Source organism: Corynebacterium silvaticum (genome assembly GCF_004382825.2).
GTDB classification, from domain to species: domain Bacteria; phylum Actinomycetota; class Actinomycetes; order Mycobacteriales; family Mycobacteriaceae; genus Corynebacterium; species Corynebacterium silvaticum.
The window spans coordinates 210,601-227,880 of sequence record NZ_SDQO02000002.1 but is presented as its reverse complement, the minus strand read 5'-3'; the positions used below and the strand labels follow the sequence as shown (position 1 = coordinate 227,880).

Annotated in this window: 21 protein-coding genes; 9 read left to right on the top strand and 12 right to left on the bottom strand. The window is 54.1% G+C overall.

Features of this window, described 5'->3' with window-relative positions; translation table 11 throughout:
- Positions 1-159 precede the first annotated feature (159 nt).
- The gene (locus ET810_RS05175) at positions 160-1,167 is read left to right on the top strand and encodes an ROK family protein (protein WP_134316090.1); all 1,008 of its coding nucleotides are present in this window, start codon (positions 160-162) and stop codon (positions 1,165-1,167) included.
- Positions 1,168-1,169: 2 nt separating this feature from the next.
- On the opposite strand, the gene ET810_RS05170 is transcribed toward ET810_RS05175, so the two are convergent.
- The 3 genes from ET810_RS05170 to ET810_RS05160 are packed head-to-tail and all read right to left on the bottom strand — an operon-like array spanning position 1,170 to position 2,925.
- On the bottom strand, positions 1,170-1,727 hold the full coding sequence (locus ET810_RS05170; RefSeq protein WP_087453134.1) for a gamma carbonic anhydrase family protein: 558 nt from the start codon (positions 1,725-1,727) through the stop codon (positions 1,170-1,172).
- Between the two features lie 43 nt (positions 1,728-1,770).
- Positions 1,771-2,301, bottom strand: a complete 531-nt coding sequence (locus ET810_RS05165; protein WP_087453133.1) for an HAD family hydrolase — start codon at positions 2,299-2,301, stop codon at positions 1,771-1,773.
- Between the two features lie 36 nt (positions 2,302-2,337).
- Positions 2,338-2,925: a nitroreductase family protein gene (locus tag ET810_RS05160; protein WP_087453132.1), complete on the bottom strand. Its 588-nt coding sequence runs from the start codon at positions 2,923-2,925 to the stop codon at positions 2,338-2,340.
- Between the two features lie 93 nt (positions 2,926-3,018).
- Between ET810_RS05160 and ET810_RS05155 the strand changes: the two genes are divergently transcribed.
- Positions 3,019-3,825 (top strand): esterase/lipase family protein, encoded by an 807-nt coding sequence (locus ET810_RS05155; RefSeq protein ID WP_087453131.1) that lies wholly within the window; start codon positions 3,019-3,021, stop codon positions 3,823-3,825.
- 44 nt (positions 3,826-3,869) lie between these two features.
- The gene (locus tag ET810_RS05150) at positions 3,870-4,091 is read left to right on the top strand and encodes a hypothetical protein (RefSeq protein WP_087453130.1); all 222 of its coding nucleotides are present in this window, start codon (positions 3,870-3,872) and stop codon (positions 4,089-4,091) included.
- 808 nt (positions 4,092-4,899) lie between these two features.
- Here the strand turns inward: ET810_RS05150 and ET810_RS05145 are convergent.
- The gene (locus tag ET810_RS05145) at positions 4,900-5,136 is read right to left on the bottom strand and encodes a hypothetical protein (protein ID WP_087453129.1); all 237 of its coding nucleotides are present in this window, start codon (positions 5,134-5,136) and stop codon (positions 4,900-4,902) included.
- A gap of 647 nt (positions 5,137-5,783) precedes the next feature.
- On the opposite strand from ET810_RS05145, the gene ET810_RS05140 reads away from it, so the two are divergent.
- From ET810_RS05140 to ET810_RS12550, 3 genes are read left to right on the top strand one after another with little or no spacing between them, the layout of a single operon-like run.
- Positions 5,784-6,326: a helix-turn-helix domain-containing protein gene (locus ET810_RS05140; protein ID WP_225870191.1), complete on the top strand. Its 543-nt coding sequence runs from the start codon at positions 5,784-5,786 to the stop codon at positions 6,324-6,326.
- Positions 6,327-6,353: 27 nt separating this feature from the next.
- The gene (locus ET810_RS12555; protein WP_225870192.1) at positions 6,354-6,554 is read left to right on the top strand and encodes a hypothetical protein; all 201 of its coding nucleotides are present in this window, start codon (positions 6,354-6,356) and stop codon (positions 6,552-6,554) included.
- Positions 6,555-6,582: 28 nt separating this feature from the next.
- Positions 6,583-6,951: a hypothetical protein gene (locus ET810_RS12550; RefSeq protein WP_225870193.1), complete on the top strand. Its 369-nt coding sequence runs from the start codon at positions 6,583-6,585 to the stop codon at positions 6,949-6,951.
- A gap of 14 nt (positions 6,952-6,965) precedes the next feature.
- Here the strand turns inward: ET810_RS12550 and ET810_RS12545 are convergent, their stop codons facing one another.
- Positions 6,966-7,451 carry an MFS transporter gene (locus ET810_RS12545; protein ID WP_225870194.1) on the bottom strand — a complete coding sequence of 162 codons (486 nt, stop codon included), beginning with the start codon at positions 7,449-7,451 and terminating at the stop codon, positions 6,966-6,968.
- A 221-nt stretch (positions 7,452-7,672) separates the two neighbouring features.
- Positions 7,673-8,476, bottom strand: coding sequence for an MFS transporter (locus ET810_RS12540; protein WP_241657934.1), 804 nt, complete (start codon positions 8,474-8,476; stop codon positions 7,673-7,675).
- Between the two features lie 106 nt (positions 8,477-8,582).
- Between ET810_RS12540 and ET810_RS05125 the strand changes: the two genes are divergently transcribed.
- From ET810_RS05125 to ET810_RS05115, 3 genes are all read left to right on the top strand, one after another.
- Positions 8,583-9,146, top strand: a complete 564-nt coding sequence (locus ET810_RS05125) for a TetR/AcrR family transcriptional regulator (protein ID WP_225870196.1) — start codon at positions 8,583-8,585, stop codon at positions 9,144-9,146.
- Positions 9,147-9,374: 228 nt separating this feature from the next.
- Positions 9,375-10,130: a VIT1/CCC1 transporter family protein gene (locus ET810_RS05120; RefSeq protein ID WP_087453126.1), complete on the top strand. Its 756-nt coding sequence runs from the start codon at positions 9,375-9,377 to the stop codon at positions 10,128-10,130.
- Between the two features lie 237 nt (positions 10,131-10,367).
- Positions 10,368-11,453 (top strand): inositol-3-phosphate synthase, encoded by a 1,086-nt coding sequence (locus ET810_RS05115; RefSeq protein WP_087453125.1) that lies wholly within the window; start codon positions 10,368-10,370, stop codon positions 11,451-11,453.
- 53 nt (positions 11,454-11,506) lie between these two features.
- On the opposite strand, the gene ET810_RS05110 is transcribed toward ET810_RS05115, so the two are convergent.
- The 6 genes from ET810_RS05110 to ET810_RS12525 all read right to left on the bottom strand — a co-directional run bounded on the left by ET810_RS05110 (position 11,507) and on the right by ET810_RS12525 (position 17,034).
- Complete coding sequence (locus tag ET810_RS05110) at positions 11,507-12,643, bottom strand: glycoside hydrolase family 25 protein (RefSeq protein ID WP_087453124.1); 1,137 nt, start codon at positions 12,641-12,643, stop codon at positions 11,507-11,509.
- An 868-nt stretch (positions 12,644-13,511) separates the two neighbouring features.
- Positions 13,512-13,646: a hypothetical protein gene (locus ET810_RS13005; RefSeq protein ID WP_259493875.1), complete on the bottom strand. Its 135-nt coding sequence runs from the start codon at positions 13,644-13,646 to the stop codon at positions 13,512-13,514.
- 181 nt (positions 13,647-13,827) lie between these two features.
- Positions 13,828-14,019 carry a hypothetical protein gene (locus ET810_RS12535; RefSeq protein WP_225870197.1) on the bottom strand — a complete coding sequence of 64 codons (192 nt, stop codon included), beginning with the start codon at positions 14,017-14,019 and terminating at the stop codon, positions 13,828-13,830.
- A 138-nt stretch (positions 14,020-14,157) separates the two neighbouring features.
- On the bottom strand, positions 14,158-14,328 hold the full coding sequence (locus ET810_RS13325) for a replication initiation protein (RefSeq protein ID WP_225870468.1): 171 nt from the start codon (positions 14,326-14,328) through the stop codon (positions 14,158-14,160).
- Positions 14,291-16,582 (bottom strand): alpha-amylase family glycosyl hydrolase, encoded by a 2,292-nt coding sequence (locus tag ET810_RS05095; protein ID WP_225870199.1) that lies wholly within the window; start codon positions 16,580-16,582, stop codon positions 14,291-14,293. Before ET810_RS05095 ends, ET810_RS13325 begins: the two co-directional genes overlap by 38 nt.
- Positions 16,583-16,698: 116 nt before the next feature.
- Positions 16,699-17,034, bottom strand: coding sequence for a pullulanase X25 domain-containing protein (locus ET810_RS12525; RefSeq protein WP_225870200.1), 336 nt, complete (start codon positions 17,032-17,034; stop codon positions 16,699-16,701).
- Positions 17,035-17,280 lie beyond the last annotated feature (246 nt).

The window sequence follows — 17,280 nt, the reverse complement described above, 5'->3', positions numbered from 1 at the left end:
GACATTTTTTCTCCGGCCCAAATATTCTGCCCATAATATACTGGTCAGTCTATTTAAATACTTCATATCTATATTTAAGCTGCTCACAGGTTGTCAAAACCGTCCAACGAGGGGGTGGATAATTTAGACTGCGTGGTCTATCGCTATAGAATTTTTATTATGCACACGCGCAGCCACTTGAGGAATACCCCTTCTTTTACTCAGCCGTCTGTACCGGCTGCATCGTGCCTGCACCTCATCAGGCACTTCCAGCCGGTGACGCGCTCCAAGCTCGTCCACGGCTCCGGAAAATCCCAGCCCACCGTGACCCGCGCCGTCGCAGCGCTCATGGAAGCAAAGCTCGTTCGGGAAAGACCAGACCTTTCCATCCCCAACGGCCCGGGTCGCCCCACCATCCCCATCGAGCTTTCAGCTTCCCCCTGGGTGCAGATCGGTGTAGCAGTAGGAACTAAGACCACGTACGTAGGTGCATACAGCACTCGCGGCGTAGTAATAAAGGAAAAAATCCTTGATATCGTTCCTACGCAGATGAGCACTGATCAGTATGCGGAGACGCTAGCCACAGCCATCCGCAAGGTCGCAGAACTCAGCGAGCTGCCCCTTGCCAACGTCGGCATTGCGACGTCCGGCCACGTCAACTCCCTCGGCCTTGTCACCGCGAAAAACCTTGGTTGGGAAGGCGTAGACCTCGCTGGACGGATCTACAACCGCATCTCTATTCCAGTGACCGTCGCCAGTGCTATTACGGCCATTGCGGGCGCTGAGCAACAGGCGCAAAACCCCGATGTGCCCGCCAGCTCACTCATCTTTTATGCGGACGATTCCATCGGTGCGGCACTGCAAAACCCCCAAGAGGTGGTGGTGCTGCCGATCGATGAGAATATTCATGGAGCTTCCTCCCTGGGAGCCTCAGCCGTAGCCCTAGTAGAGCAGACGCGACCAAAGGTTATCGTCCTTGCCGGGTCGGCATTCGAAAACTCAGAGGATGCCCTGGCAGTGGGCCAAGCGCTACGCAAGTCTCCTCACGGGACAAAGGATAAGTTGGAGATCCGGGTGATCCCCACTCACCTTGATAATGCCCGTGCCGCCGCCCGGGCCATCGCGATGGATCGGCTGATGGAAGACCCCTTGGGTCTTGCCAAGCGATTGATCACTAAGCGCAGGTAGTTCTAGCTAAAACACACCTGGTCGAGGCTCAGACTCATCCCAAGTTCTCTATGCATGCTGGCAACATTCACATACCTGCCAGCATGCGGGATGAACCCTGCCGATTGCTCGGGCGAGAGTTCCCGCCGGACTTTGGCTGGAACGCCAGCTGCAAGGGAGCCTGCGGGTATTTCTTGCCCTTCAAGCACCACGGCTCCCGCAGCGATCAGGCTGCCCGCGCCAACTACCGAGCGTGAAAGCAACGCAGAGTGCATGCCCACCAGGGTTCCGTTGCCCACGGTGGAGCCATGCACCAAAGCCATGTGGCCCACCGTGACGTCTTCGCCGAGGATGCACGGCGCATCGCCGTCGACATGCAGCACCGAGTTGTCCTGGACGTTAGTTCGCGCGCCCACACGAATCATGTTGATGTCTGCTCGCAAAACACAGCCATAAAACACAGAGGCATGCGCCGCTATCTCTACATCGCCGATCAAGGTGGCGTTCGGCGCGATAAAAGCGGTCTCGTGAACTCGCGGAGTTTTCCCATTAAACGGCAAAATAATCGGGCCAGAATTCACAGATTCTCCTTTAATGTCTCAATGCCGTCGAACAAATGCACCTTCAAGCCATACATCTGCCCCGCTTCAATATTGGCGCGCGTATCTTCAATAAACAACGTGTCCCCCGGCATAGCCCCAAACGCTGGCACGCAATGTCAAAAGCCCTCGCGCTTGGTTTAGCCACGCCCACCTCACCGGACAAAAAAACGGCATCAAAGTCTTCCATCCATGGTTGCTCTCGCCGCAGCCTACGCGCAAAGTCTAGGGGGATGTTAGACAAGATGCCGATGCGATGCCCCTGGTCTTTAAGATCAAGCGCCCACCGGACCATCTCCGCATCGACCCCCATGGACATCTCAAGATCCATCTGGTGAGCTTCCGCCCAATCAATATCATCGAGCCCCAAAGCTACTTTCATTTGCCGCCAGAAATTCTCCGCATTAACGCGGTTCTCATCAAACGATGGTCGCAGCTTATGAAACGTAGGACAGAATCGATCATCTGCGCCGATAGTTGCGCCCAGATGATCGATCTCCTCCTGAGTGGGGAGCTTAAGCAGCACCCCATAAAGATCAAACAAAAAAGTGGCCATAATGTCCCCTAGTCTACGGGGTGACCACACACAAACTCAGTCGCGCGCATAGCCGTCGTTAACCCGACGGCTCTCTGCCCGACCGGGATGCGCTGGGAATTCCGCAGGATATCCCATGCCGATCACCAGCCCCACTGCACGATCGCTGCGGTCGGCCAACCCTATAGCCTCAAGGACCTTCGCCTCATCCCACCCCGTGGTAGGCGACGTGGCGAGCCCCTCGCCTTGGGCAGCGATCAACGCAAAACCCGCCACCAGCATGGCATCTTTAAGCGCGGTCTCCCTCAGACGCGCAGCATCGGCTTTAGCTAAAACATTGCGCACAAACGCTGCACGTTCCACGCCAAGGATCTCGTCAAGATCCTCGGGGACGTCGGCACGCGCAACCGTGACCAGAACCACCGGGGCGTCGCGAAGCTGCTTCTGGCCCGAAGCCGCAAAAATCTTGTCCTTGATCGCCTGATCCCGAATCACTACAAGATCCGCACGCTGCGCATTAAACGCACTCGGCGCCTGAAGAGCTTGCGAAACGACGACGTCAAGCACCGCGTCGCTCACCTCCTGCTCGGTGTATTGACGAGTGGCACGGCGGTTCGCAATTGCCTCAGCAACAGTAAGGGACACGGGAAACTCCTTAAAAACGCTCACTGAATTTCTTAGGTATGGTACGAAAGTATCCCCGGCAGGAAACAATCGCAAAGGAGGTCGCGCTCCCGCATGGCAATTATCGACGCTCCCCTGCCGCTCTCCGCGCGGCTTCCAGCACGAGGGCTTTTTGAAGACGACTGGCGCGCCCGCCCCACTTCGCGACACCCCTACCCAGTGATTCTGATCCACGGCACCGGGGTGACCAAAGGCGACTGGATGGAACTAGGCACAGACCTACGCAAGAAAGGCTACGCGGTCTTCGCACCCGACTTTGGGATGCGGTCAACCGCCGCGGTGGCCGAATCAGCAGACCAGGTCGGCGCATATATCCATGCCGTGCTCAAAGTCACCGGCGCCGAGCGAGCGATCCTTGTCGGACATTCCCAAGGCGGAATACTTGCCAGATATTGGATGCATCACCTAGACGGGGCCCGCTACGTCACACACCTCATCTGCCTCGCAGTTCCCAATCATGGCACCTCCCACGGCGGCGTTATCAGTCCACTTACCCGTACTGCCCGCGGCACAGTCGTGGTAGATTCCATCATCACGAACTTCTTTGGGGCCTCGGGATTTGAGATGCTTGCCGAAAGCGACCTCATCCAAGAGCTCAACGCCAACGGCGATACACTGCCCGGCATCTATTACTCCTGCATCACCACAAAATCAGACACCATCATTCAGCCAGTGGAATCCTGTTTTCTCACCGGCCCCCTCGTCCGCAATATATACGTACAAGCAGTGTCAAAGCGCGCAATAGTTCTCCACGAAGATGTCCCCTACGATCGCCGCGTACGACGCATCGTGCTCAGCGAACTAGAACGAGTGGAACGTCTTACCGCTAAAAAGCACGTGCGCACCGAACATAACACTTAACTTCCCACCTACTTCCCACGGTGTTATGTTAAGTGGGAAGTTGAGTGTTATGTTGCCAGTTTTTCCATTCTGACCTGCATAAACAGCATGACACTACTGGCGCTGCATACTTAATTCAAGGCGAAGAAGAAGGCTTCGCCCAGCGTCACGATATGCAAGGACTGAAGAAGCCTATGGGCTTCTTGGACTCACTGGGGATTAGCGCAACAGCAGATGAAGCGATGGTGGCCCGTGTTCACCAGCAAGCAACCGCAGATAGCGACTAGAACAACGACCAAGACAACTGGATGGACAATGCTTTGGGAGATGAAGGGCCAGAACGTTAAAAAGCAGTCGGCGCATCCGCGCCATAAACAGAAGAGTCAGGAAGGTCATACCTCTCCCAAAAACTGCGATGGTTCCTGCGTAAAGAATCCATATCCAGCCGATAGAAGCACTGTCAACATTACGAGGGTAAGGCAATCAGTTTCTGGGAACTCCGCAGGACGTTGCCCGTATTGCTATTACCTATCGAAGGTTTACATGTTTACGAGCATGTAGTCTTCGTTAAGATATTGGCTAAAATTCTCCGAGTTAAGCAACAAACACCACTTATACCTAGTCCTAAGAGAAACAGCGAAACCCAGCCCAGCCCAACGCTAGCAGTATCACCAGAAAACTTGAGTATAAGGATTCCTAATACGCCTAGGGATATAAACAAAAGGTCTACGGAGAAAAAGCGCAGCGGAATGAGGCTGAGAATTGGTAATCCAACGAAGGAAATGAAAATTACAGCGTATATATGTCCTACGTGGTGACTTGAGAAAATATCAACAATAAAAGTGACAACCAAGAGCGCAATTTCAAGAAAGGGGATTCCGTACCATTTTGAAAATAGCAAAGGTTTTTGTCTGTCGGTATTTTCTCCGCTATCCGATGGTCTGTTTAAACTTTTGTGCATTTTTTACTCCCAAGTACATGAAGTCTGCTGTCGAAGCGCTTCCGATCCTGTCAAGGTTGGTTAATCATGAGATTTTGGCAGAAGAAGAAAGCTTGTGGGCCCACCGATACTGTCGTATTTTCCTTGATTAGACCTCATACTTCGAAGCTAGTTGGCCAGTATACGCTACGGCCTGGGCAAGCATTCAAAGTCGGATTATCCGAATCTGAAAGTTGTGCTTCTCGAATTTCGGCTTTATCGGCTTCTACTTTATCAACACTGGCAGGGATCTCTTTCCTGTCAGAGCGCATCTGGCCAGGAATGATTTCACCATTCGGGTTTGGGGCTGGATGCCACTCTTCTAGTCCTTGTGGGTTACGTTCTTCCGCCATGGCCTGGTTGACTTCATAGCCTTCGACCCCTGGAGGTATGGGGATACCCCATTCCGCAAATGGACTACCTACTGTTTGCGTCGAAACTGCACCATTATCAGCGCCTGGGTCTTGAGACGTTTCGAGTGCCAGTTGCGACTGGTCACGATGAGACGAACCGGAAAACGGTGATTAGGCTATTGCAACACCGGGAGTAGTGCTAAGCAGTAAGCTTGTTGAGATAACGGCAAGTATTTTGCGCGAGAGCACCTTCATGGGTGAGCCTTAGGCCAAGAGCTAGAGTATAAGGTTGCTTATTGAGTTACCCTATAGGCTAATGAGAGTCTGTGTCAGTTAAATGAAAAATTCTCAGCCCTCAAGCGCGAGCTATCCCCATCGGAGGCGACCGTTCCAGACGCTACCGCTTGGTGGAATAGCAGTCCACTATTCCACCAAGGTTCCCGCGATTACACGATTCATTGTGAGATTAGACCCCTTCTATTCTCACAATCCCCAGGTCGCATTGATGTGGATGAGATTTGGTAGTGGTTTTCTATCACCCATCCATCCGTTCAATGTTTGGATAACTGCTAAACAATCACGTCAAGCACTTTCGAGCATGGAAAGCGGTTAACCATGCATTGTCAGTTTCGATATTAAAGCCAGGAGTGGTCGATACAGCACCGGCCAGCCATCCAAACAAAGCACAACAAAAAAAAGGGGTGTTGCACTTATATCTGCAACACTTTAAGCTTGCCCTGAATATAGCAGCCAAGTACCAGATGGAGAATGAGGTGAACCCCATGACAATACAAACAGAAGCATCGCTCAATCTGACTACAGAAGATGCGAAGATGCTCACTGCTTTTCGCCACCAACTGGCTGGCGAAGACCCCAAGATAACCTCAAAAGCGGGCCAAGAGGCTCCAGATCAGCTTATCGACATCATCCGCAAAGTGCTTGATGCCGTTGCACATGGCAGAGCGATTAGTATTTCCCAGTTGCCTGCGCGCATCACCACCACAACAGCTGCTTCCATGCTGGGAGTTTCTCGCCCTACAGTGATGAAGTACATCAAACAAGGAAAACTCAGCAACACCATGGTTGGATCACACCACCGACTGGACACACAAGAGGTGCTCAAGCTACTGAACGACCGCAAGGAAGAAATGCGCCGCTCCGTATTTGAAGTGCTCGATCTGGAGACATAGCTCCCTAGGATTGCATATAGTCTGACTGTGACAACTGCAGCTCCCAACGAATACACGCCAATCCCTAATAGTGTTTTGCCCGATACCAATATCTGGTTCTCTACTACACTGCATGCATGGATCGGGCTGCTGGCCGCAGAAGCCTTAGGTAGTTGGCCTTTCTACTGGACTGAGGATATTCTCGCTGAGGCAATCTATCACAAGCGGCGAGAGTATCCGAAGACTTAAAGCCATCCGAGACAGGCTGATGACTGTGATGGCGGAAAATCGAATCACTGGTTTTGCCATTGATGAATCAGTCTCCTATTCCGACACGTTTGACGCACATGTCCATAGCGCAGCGATTCACGGACGAATACAGATCATTGTCACTCAGGACTACAAAGACTTTGCCGGTCTCTATTCGAATTCAGACGACTGCCCGTATGAGGTTTTCACGCCAGATGAATTCCTGCTACTAGTTGCGGAAAGCGCCCCTGAAGCCAATGATGCAGTAATCGAGCAACAGTTTTCTTACTACATGCAGAAATCTCATTCCTTCAATCTGGCACAAAAGCTCATATCTGCAGGGTGTCCGCATTTTGCGGAGTATGTGAGAACGCGCCTGCAAGCACTATCACCATAAGGCGACAACCATCCCTACCGCTTTGCCAACCGCACGGCAGAAATGAGCCCTAGCAGCAGCACTCCGGCCGATACGTACAGCACCGAAGAGGTGGCGTCGGCAAAAGCTGTGCTGAGAACACTTCCCACGTCAGGCCCCATCTTTTCTGCCAGCGCGGGGATGGCAGCGCCAGCGGAATCGGCGGTAGCGTGTGCCAACTGCTCAGCTTGCGCCCCCGTCATTCCGAGGTTCGTGAGCCCTTCGACCACCCGGCGCACTACGTCGATTGCCAGGACAGTTCCCGCGATTGCCACACCGAGCGCGGAGCCGAGCTGGCGGGAGGTCGACTGCGTGGCCGATCCCATGCCGGAGGATTCGACGGGGACGTCGGCAAGCACAACAGAAGCCAGCTGCGCCGAGGCAAGCCCTACCCCCGCGCCGTAGATCGCCGGGACCAGAGCGATAAGCGGTGCCGACGTCGCCGGTCCGATCAGCAGGCCCGCTCCCGCAATACCGGCCACCTTCTAGCACGAGTCCAATAATCACGGTGACCGCAGGCCCAAATGCAGCCGCCACATGGCGAGCAGCCGCACCGGACAGTATCGAGCCAAGCGCCAGAGTAGCAAGCACCCAACCTGCGTGAATAGCGCCTAGGCGCAGTACCGAAATGAGGTACAGCGGCAGAACGAACAATGCGGAGAATTCACCTAGTGCCACGGTCAGCGCGGTGATATTGCCGTTGCTAAAGGACCCGATGCGAAAGAGGCGGACGTCGAGAAGCACCGGCTTGCCGGCCCGCTGGCGCGCGTTCCAGGACGATAAAAAGCGCGGCAGCGATAAGGCCACAGGCAATCGCGAACGGCACTGGGGAGTTCCACCAGCCTAACGACATCCCCTCAATGAGGCCGAAGACCGTCAACCCGAGGGCCAAAGCAGAAAGCAGGGTGCCGGGGACATCAAAACCAACAATGTCCCCCTTGTGATCCGGCCCGAAGACAAAGTGGCCGGCAATGAGCAGCGCAATGACGATGGGAATGTTGATCAGAAAGATCCAGTGCCACGAAAACGAGTGCGTGAGCCAGCCACCGAGCAGCGGCCCGATGGCTGCCATCGATGATGCCATTGTGGCACCCCAAATTCCAAACGCCCGTGCGCGTTCCTGGTCACGGAAAACAGTATTGATAGTGGCCAAGGTGGATGGCAGGATCATCGCACCGCCAACGCCTTGCAGACCCCGGGCCAGGATCAAAAGAGCTGCAGAGCCGGATACCGCGGCCAGCAGCGAGGCAAGCGCAAAAACGATAAGGCCGATGCGGAAGATAAGGACGCGACCGAATTTATCCCCCAGTGTTCCCGTGAACAGCAGCAATGCTGCAAAGACCACGGAATAAAGAGAAGAGACCCATTGCGCATCAGTGAGGCTCAAGTCGAGCGACGTGATGATCGTTGGGAGTGAAACGGAGACGATTGTTGAGTCGAGAACAATGAGCGATACACCGATCATCAGGATCGTCAGCACTACCCAGCGGTTGGATGTCTTGGTCATGGTGGAACCTCTCTCAAACCACTTTCAAAACTGCGACAGGGTGTCGCGCCATAACTTCATTAAAGCACATTCGGAGACGCTTCACGCAAGTGCTTAAATGGAAAACATGGGTAGCCAGGAACAAAATCGAGAAAAAACGCAGGCAGCGATACTCGACGCAGCCGAGGCTCTGCTCCGCGAGGGCGGAGTGGAAGCTCTTACGGCGGGCGCCGTCGCACAGCGCGTTGGACTAGCCCGTAACTCGCTCTATCGCTACGTGGAATCCATGGATGAACTGCGCGGACGCGTCATCCTGCGCCACTTTCCCGACTATGTGGATGCCATCAACCAAGCCATCCACGAGGCAACCACCCCCACAGAAGCCCTGTGCGCCTATATCTCAACAAACGTGCAGATCGTGGCGGTGGAAAACCACGGCTGGCTCATGGAATTGGCACAAGGTGTCGGCGGAGAAGCTGAAGCAAACATCGCCCACATTCACCGCCAGCTAATCGAATCCCTAAGCAACCTACTTATACCGTTTGACCTGGACAATCCCACGCTTGCAGCCGCACTCATTCAGGGACTGCTCAGCACAGGTTTCAACGCACTGGAACGAGGGCATGACGTGCAGGAAGTAAACGCACTATGCGTGCGGGGCGCGCTGGGGATCGTCGGCAAGCCACAATAAGGCCACAATAAGTACGCCGGGGTATCCACGCGACTCTCCTAGTGCGTACCAAGCACCCCGCGCACAGACTCATCGTTGATACACAACCCCCATAACCGCCCATAAGGGTAGGTTTTCCCTGCTAAGGGTAGGTTTCCAATCCTTGTTAATTCATGTTGAATAGGCCACAATCGGCAGGACACTCTCTCTTAGTGAGTGATGCCGCTTTCTACCCTAGGCAGGATAATCATGACGTTCCCCGACTACACCGCCGCGCAGCCGGAATCCCAAACGCAGCCGGAGACTCAAAAAGAATCGTCGAATCGACTGAACTCCCGCCTCAACTGGCTGAGGGCTGGCGTGCTCGGAGCCAATGACGGAATCGTTTCCGTATCCGCCCTCATCCTCGGCGTGATAGCCACTGGCGTGGGCCACGGCGCCATCTTGGCCTCCGGTATTGCAGCTACGGTAGCTGGTGCTATCTCCATGGCGTTGGGCGAGTTCGTCTCAGTCTCCGCACAACGCGACTCGGAGCGGATGGTCATGGAGCGCGAGCGCCTTGAGCTGCTTCATACCCCCGAAGAGGAACGACACGAGATCGCAAAGATCCTCTCGGACTATGGAATGTCAGAGGAAACCGCCTTGCGCGCGGCCACTGAAATTGGGCACAATGACCCGTTCCCCGCGCACTTGCGCATCGAATATGGCATCGACGCCCAAGATCTGACCAGCCCTTGGCACGCTGCGCTTTCTTCCGCAGCAGCCTTCACCCTGGGAGCTATCCTTCCCCTGCTCATGGTGGTCATCGCACCTCAGGGCAACAGCACGGTAGGAGTCATCGCGATCAGCTCGATCACCATCATCGCGCTCGCGGTTACCGGCTATCTCTCTGCAGCCATCGCCGGCACGTCGCGGATGCGTTCCGTTCTGCGCCTGGTGATTGGCGGCACCCTCGGATTGGCACTCACCTATGTTGCCGGCGCACTTTTCGGCGGAGTCGTCTAACACCCCCTCTTGAGGGCTTTTTGTCCTTCCATCCTCTATAAAAATCGGAAATTTTTGCTTTTCCTACCCGCTGGTCAATGCCAGTGAACCGATTCACTTAACCGATACACAAACGCAATTCCTGCCTTTACCTGAATAAAAGCGCCGATATAGTGGCGTGCATCCATAGATAGGGACGGGGGTTGCGTTTTTTGCAGCTTCCTTCCCGCCATCGCTTGCGAGTAAAGAGGAATCTGCATGAGTAACAACAGAACTATCCGCGTGGCCATTGCTGGGGTTGGCAACTGTGCTTCTTCGCTTATCCAGGGCGTGGAGTACTACAAAGACGCTGACCCCGCCACCAATGTCCCCGGTCTCATGCATGTGCAATGTGGCGACTACCACGTGGGCGACATCGAGTTCGTTGCCGCCTTTGATGTGGACAAAGAAAAAGTTGGCCTAGACCTGTCCCAGGCCATCAATGCCTCAGAAAACTGCACGATCAAAATCTGTGACGTCCCCGAACAAGGGGTCACTATTCAACGGGGCCCCACGCTGGATGGGCTGGGGAAGTATTACCGCCAAACCATCACAGAATCCGATGCTGAACCCGTCGATGTTGTCGGCACGCTCAAAGGCGTCCGCGCGGATGTCCTGGTTTCCTATCTTCCAGTCGGTTCCGAGGAAGCGGATAAGTTCTACGCGCAGTGCGCTATCGACGCCAATGTGGCCTTTGTCAACGCCCTTCCCGTGTTCATCGCCTCCGATCCCGAGTGGGCGGAGAAATTTGAGAAAGCCGGGGTTCCCATCGTGGGCGATGACATTAAATCGCAGGTAGGAGCCACAATCACCCACCGCGTGCTCGCAAAATTATTTGAGGATCGCGGCGTGCATCTTGATCGCACGATGCAGCTGAACGTCGGCGGCAATATGGACTTTAAAAATATGCTCGAACGCGATCGCCTAGAGTCCAAGAAAATCTCCAAGACGCAGGCTGTCACCTCTAACTTGGATCAGCACATCGAGGCGCACGACGTCCATATTGGCCCATCGGATTACGTCGGTTGGCTGGATGATCGCAAGTGGGCTTATGTTCGCCTGGAGGGAACCGCGTTTGGTGATGTGCCGCTTAATCTTGAGTACAAGCTGGAAGTATGGGATTCGCCTAATTCTGCCGGCATCATCATCGACGCTATCCGCGCCGCCAAGATCGCTAAAGATCGTCGACTCGGCGGCCCAGTATTCGCAGCGTCCTCGTATTTGATGAAGTCCCCGCCACAGCAGCTTCGCGACGAACACGCCCGCGCGGAACTGGAATCATTTATTGCCGGCGACCCTAGCTAAAACGCAACACCCCCTGAGGATGAGGCATCTCAGGGGGTAGTTGTTGACGTCGATTAGCGGGCGGCGAGGCCGCGGATCACCCGCGCGACCTGGTTAGCGTCGATATTGAGCCCATCTGCACGCATTGCAGCTTGAGAGCTCTGGCCTACGTCTATACCTGCAAGGTGGGCGGCGTTATCCAGCAGGATGATCAGGTCACCAACGGTGTAGTTACCGCTAGCCATCTTGTTCAGTTGATCGACCGGGAGCTTGCCAGCCTTAGCCAAAGCCTGCACCACCGCGGTGAGGTCCTGCGCACCCTCGGAGCTCAGACCTGCGGCTTCGGCGGCTTGAATCAGTTGTGGCGCGGCAGCTGCCCCGGCGCTCAAAGCCAGAATGACTGCCACTACCCCACCTGCACTCTTGCCCAGGTCTGCTAGCTCGGGGAGGTTGATCGAGGCGAATTTGTTGCCCGCAGCATGGAGATTACCTGCAGCAAAAGCGGCGAGTTCGCCGTCGTCACCGTTAAACAGGTTCATATCTACGTCGCCGACAATGCCGTTAATACGTCCGGAGCTGGAACGCTGCCAGAAATCAATTTGATCCCAGCCGCCCACGGTCCCGGGCACCTGCGCCTGATATGCCGCAAGCCAGAGTGGGTACTGCGAGAACTCAGTGGTGTTAGCCATCTGCTCAATCCAGAAGTACCGGTAGGTGTAGATCATGGGGACGCGACCGGTCTGCTTTTCCAGCTCTTGAACAAAGTCTCGTGTCCAGTTGACCAGCTCCTGCGGGGTTTTCCCCTCAGCTACCTCAAGGTCCAGAACAGGCGGCAAGGAATGATTCGGCGTATGAAAGATGACCTTGGCGTAGTGACGCGCCTGCTGCCGTGCGTCAGCGCCCGGACGGGCGTAGTGATACGACCCAACTTTGAGCCCCTGAGCCGCAGCTTGGGTGATGTCACTAGCGTAAAAGTCATTGGTCCAGCCCAGTCCCTCTGTCGCTTTAACAAAAGCGAAGGACTGACCGTGGGACTTGACGTCCTGCCAATTGATGCTGCTGCCGTTGGGGTGTTGGTGACCCGAAACGTCTATGCCTGAGGACGCGCCGATCGGGAAGGGAAGCGGAATTGCTTGGACCGAGGCGACGGCAAACGTGGACGAGGCAAGAACTGTACAAAGGGCAGTCTTCAGACGACGGGTTTTCATCATGATCGCCACCCTACCAATAATCCCACTAGTCACATAAGTAACATTCGTAACAATTATTGTCTTTTTAGGTTTTAGAACACTCGGAAATTCCATGCAAAGCTAGAAAATCGCTGTACAGAACACATATTTCCAACCCTTTGAACAATAAAAGGGGCCGGTTAAGGCCCCAAAAATTTTTAGCGCTTTACCTCCCCTATTACCCCACCCGCATCCGCAGATCGCGGCCATATCTGCCATGAGCATCTGCCAACGATCTGCGGATAACGCGCTCATGCGCCTAATTCTCCAGCGTCACGCTCTCCTTCCAGTTCTGTTGGCATAGCCGAATCCTCTACCAGCGATGCACCCTGATCAGAAGTAGTCCACGTGAGCTTCTTGGTTTGTTCCTAGGTATTTGCCTTGATTTCCATTAATTCTTGCCCCTGGTTGCTCGTCCAAAATTCTGCTTCATCTTTCTACAAAGTAATCTGTCGTATTTTCTTCTCTTTGAATACGGGGATTATCCCGGATTGATGTTATGAAACTCAACAGACATCCAGCTAACAGGAAACCGCTGATTTGTAAATGGGTAGCCCAGTTTCCGCCACCGCCGGAAACGACAAGGAAAATGGTAAAAGCGATAGCAGCCAAGCAATGGATAGCAAGGCGACTATGCGCTCGCAGCCGGCGATTCTTTGGCCATATTCCCTCAACGAACCAGTTGACCACTGTAAGGATAAGATAGAAAACGATCCCAGCTAACATCCCTGGCACTATGTAGAGCATATCTTCCCTTCTCCAGTAGGAAACCCGAGGGAGCTACCTAACAAAGTAGTAGATATCTCGAGCTTCCTTGTAAACCTATATTTAGGAATTGATGGGCTCTCGGCTAGAACTTTCCGCAGGATCTGTAATAGTCCTCCCGCGTCTGAGGTTCTCGCTTCTTGCGCTCAGCCAGTGCATACTCACCGTGTGGATCTGCCTTCCAGCGCTCTGCGGCTTTCTTACCTCCCCTACGTCCCATGGTGACCAACGCTTTCCGCTCGGTACTAGTTGCTTTCCCAGACGCGATCGAACCGATGGAGGCGTGCCCTTAGATTGGGTGACGTACCCGCACACACGCCTGGCCATGGCCTGGCAGTCACGCATCGGCGGCATCTCGTTATCACAACCTGCACCACCGTGAGTGTGTGGACATTATAGGCCTACTCATAGGCATCGATAATCACTGCGTCTGTCAGGCGCTGACCTTGCTGACGCAAGCGGTGACCAGTCTTGAGCACGCGCCTAAAAGCTGTTTCGTCACGTGCTGCGATGCCCTGGGCAATCCACAACACGCGAACACCATCGATAAGCTCCTCCGGGCCGTATTGGTCGAGACCACCAGAGATTTCCACATCTACGTCCCGTGCAAAAGCTTTAAACGCTTGTGCTTCTCGCGACGGGTCTTCACCGCGTTAATAAATTCGCGGCTAAAGCCGAACTGTTGGCACGGGGCAGGGATCAAACTGACCGTGTCCTGCCATATCCCTTGCCTACTTTACCAAGCCTCCAAAACTCATCACCCGGTTGTGCTGCCTATACCAACGATAAGCCGTAGGAACCTTGCCGGTACAGAACAGGCTACGGCTAAAACGGTGAGAAAACCTTGGGACATGGTCTAAAAGCTCACCCAACACACGTGTGGTCGCAGCCAGAAGCTTCATCTGCGGTATTAAAGAACTCATGAGTTTCCGGGTGATAGAAGAATGTGACTTTTTGTTTGTCCTGAGTCACCCGAAACTTCACGTTTTTACCATTGAGTACGCCCTCGTCACTCTCACGCGCTCCCTCGTTTAGTGCCCCATAGCTCCGATCCCAAGAGCCGCCAGTAGCAATCTTGTATTCGTACTCGCCTGGCTTAAGGGTCAGCTCTGCGGTCTTCCATCCGGAAGAATCATCGCGCAGTTCAGCAGCTGCACAACCAGGGTCCCAATTACCTTCTTGGCCTCCCGTGCATCCGAGGTCTTTGGTAAAGTTCCCCACCACAACGGCAGCGGGAACAGTGGCGGAAGCCGTGGTCGCAGAAACGCTTAAGGCTCGGGAATCAACAGCCAAGTCCACGCCAACCACGCCCCACCCATGGGAGGCTGTTTCTTTATTGTCGCCGTCGACGGTGACGGTCCGATACTCCACCACGGTGCCCGGCTCAAGGTCGCGCACGTTATGGAAAATACGAGCATCTTGGCCAGTGTCGGTCCCAAGGTAGTTCCACTCTTGTTCGCCAAGCTTGCGCCATCCAAAGTTGGCTTCCGACCAGGCGTTTCCGCCGACTGTCGTCATGATCGGCGCATCACCCTTAAGCTCTTGGCCCACGATGTTCAGGCCGCCGGACACAGACCCCGTGACCTGCTTTCCGTTTTTCACCTTGTACACCACAGCGGTTAAGCCCGGAACAGTAACATGGGTTTTTGCCTCGTTGTCAGTGGTCAGGGACTGGCGTGTCTCATTAATATAATCACTGGCATAGACCCGCTCGAATTCAGCGTTAGGAGTCAAAGCGTTCAGATCTACCTCGCGCGTGGTGGTGGCGTTATTCAAGGCCACCAAGTACTCCTGCTTTTCCTCACGATTCACACGAGAAAATGCATAGATACCCGCACCTGACGTTGCATAGCGCTCAATCTGCGCACCTTCTACCAGGGCTTTACTCTCCTTGCGCAGTTTTGCTAACTCAGTAATCGTCTTGGCCACCGGAGCCTCAGGCTTAAAGTGGTCGCCCGTTCCAAACTGCTCGCCATTGACCAGCTGCTCGTTGTGTACATCCGTGACCTTCGTGGCAAACATATCCTGCCGAGCATCTTTATCGGCACCCTTTCCGGCAAACCCCTGCTCATCACCATAGTAAACAACAGGCTGACCGCGAGTGAGGTACAGCAGGGCGTGCGCGAGCTGGTCACGTCGGAGCCGCTCGGCACCATCGCCACTATTCTGCAGCAGGCTTCCGATACGACCCATGTCATGGCTTCCCAGGAAGGTCGGCAGTACGGCGGCGTCGGAACGCGTTGTGGTGTACCAGTCATCTCCATAGAACAGGGACTTCAGCTTGTTGGTGTCCCCGCCTTTAGCAAGGTCAACATGCTTAACGGTGTCGATGCGGAAGCCATCCAACCCGTAGTCAACCCACTCGTTGTAGATCTTGGTCATGCCGTCGACAACGGTGGGGTGTTCTGTCATGAGGTCGTCGAGACCAAAGAAGTCACCCATGATCACGGATTCGCCACCATCGTCAAACATGCTGTTACAGCGGTTGTGGTAGAGGGTGACGTCGTTAAGCCAATCAGGGGTCAGCTTTTCAGAAGGATTCGTGCGCTGAGGGGTATAAGGGAACGATTTCTCATTGAGTTTAGGAAACTCGCTCGCGTCCTTGCCCGCGTAGTCTTCTAGCCGGAATTCTTTTCCGTTGACATCCTTATAGGGCTGTTCCTGCTGCGAGACATACTTGCTGCCATTGGAGCCGTTGCCGCCGGCCAGCTGAATCAGGTCGGCCGTATGGTTGGTCACGATGTCAAAGTAGACCTTCATTCCTTTCTCATGCGCAGCTTTGATCAGGTCCTTCATGTCCTGGTTGGTGCCCAGGTGCGGGTCAATCTGAGTGAAGTCCGTGATCCAATACCCGTGATAGCCAGCCGAGGCATCATTACCCGTTCCCTGCACTGCTTTATTTTTAAAGGAGGGTGTCAACCAGATTGCAGTGGTGCCCAAGCCCTGGATGTAATCCAGTTTCTGGATGATGCCTTTGATGTCACCGCCGTGATAAAAGGCTTTCGACGTTGGATCGAATCCATGCTGAGCCCTATCCCCCTGCTCAGCCGATGCGTCCCCTCGGTCATTCTTTGAATCACCATTATTAAAGCGATCTGTGAGCACAAAATAGAAGTTATTCTGCGCAGCGTTCTGCCGGTAGGGAGCCTTGATCAACTACCGATCCTCCGGCTTGACCTCATGATCACCGGTAGTAATCTGGGTGGGCCTAAGGCCAATATGGTGGCTCTCCGGATCGAATATGAACTCAAGTTCTGCGTCTGCCGCCAGCTTCAGCGGGACATTGTCACGCTCGTAGCCCTTTTTCCGGGAGCGCCATAACTCGTGTCCCAGTTTTTATCCAGAACGACCTTAAAATTCCAATCGCCTTTGGGAACCTTAATCTTCTTGCTGTAGAACTTGCCCTGCTTCTCCATCTGGGTCTGAGGGCAGGCAGGATCCCAGTCCTTTGTACAGCCAGCCTCGGTTTGGAAATCCGCCGCAATCACAACGAAACTCGGGTCGGCAGCCTGAGCTGGGGGCCTGGATAGGGCACCGCCAGCAGTGATGAGTGTGAGTGTGGTGAGCGCGTTAAATATTCTTCGCGCATGACAACGATAAGTTTTCACGTCTTTGAAAGCCTTACTTCAGTGATGAGGGAATAAAACACGAGCATTCTTTTACAAAGTGTGACTGGCATATAATTTTTGATTATTTGTGCCAGCGGTCACCGTTATAAGTAGGCTAACATTCTTTGCTGGTTTGAAACGTAAATTTTTTAAAATTAGTTTCAGTAATCTCCGCGATTCTCACCACACCAGAGAAAGACCCCCAGCCTGAATAAGCTACTCCCCAGCGATCGGTACCCGATTTCT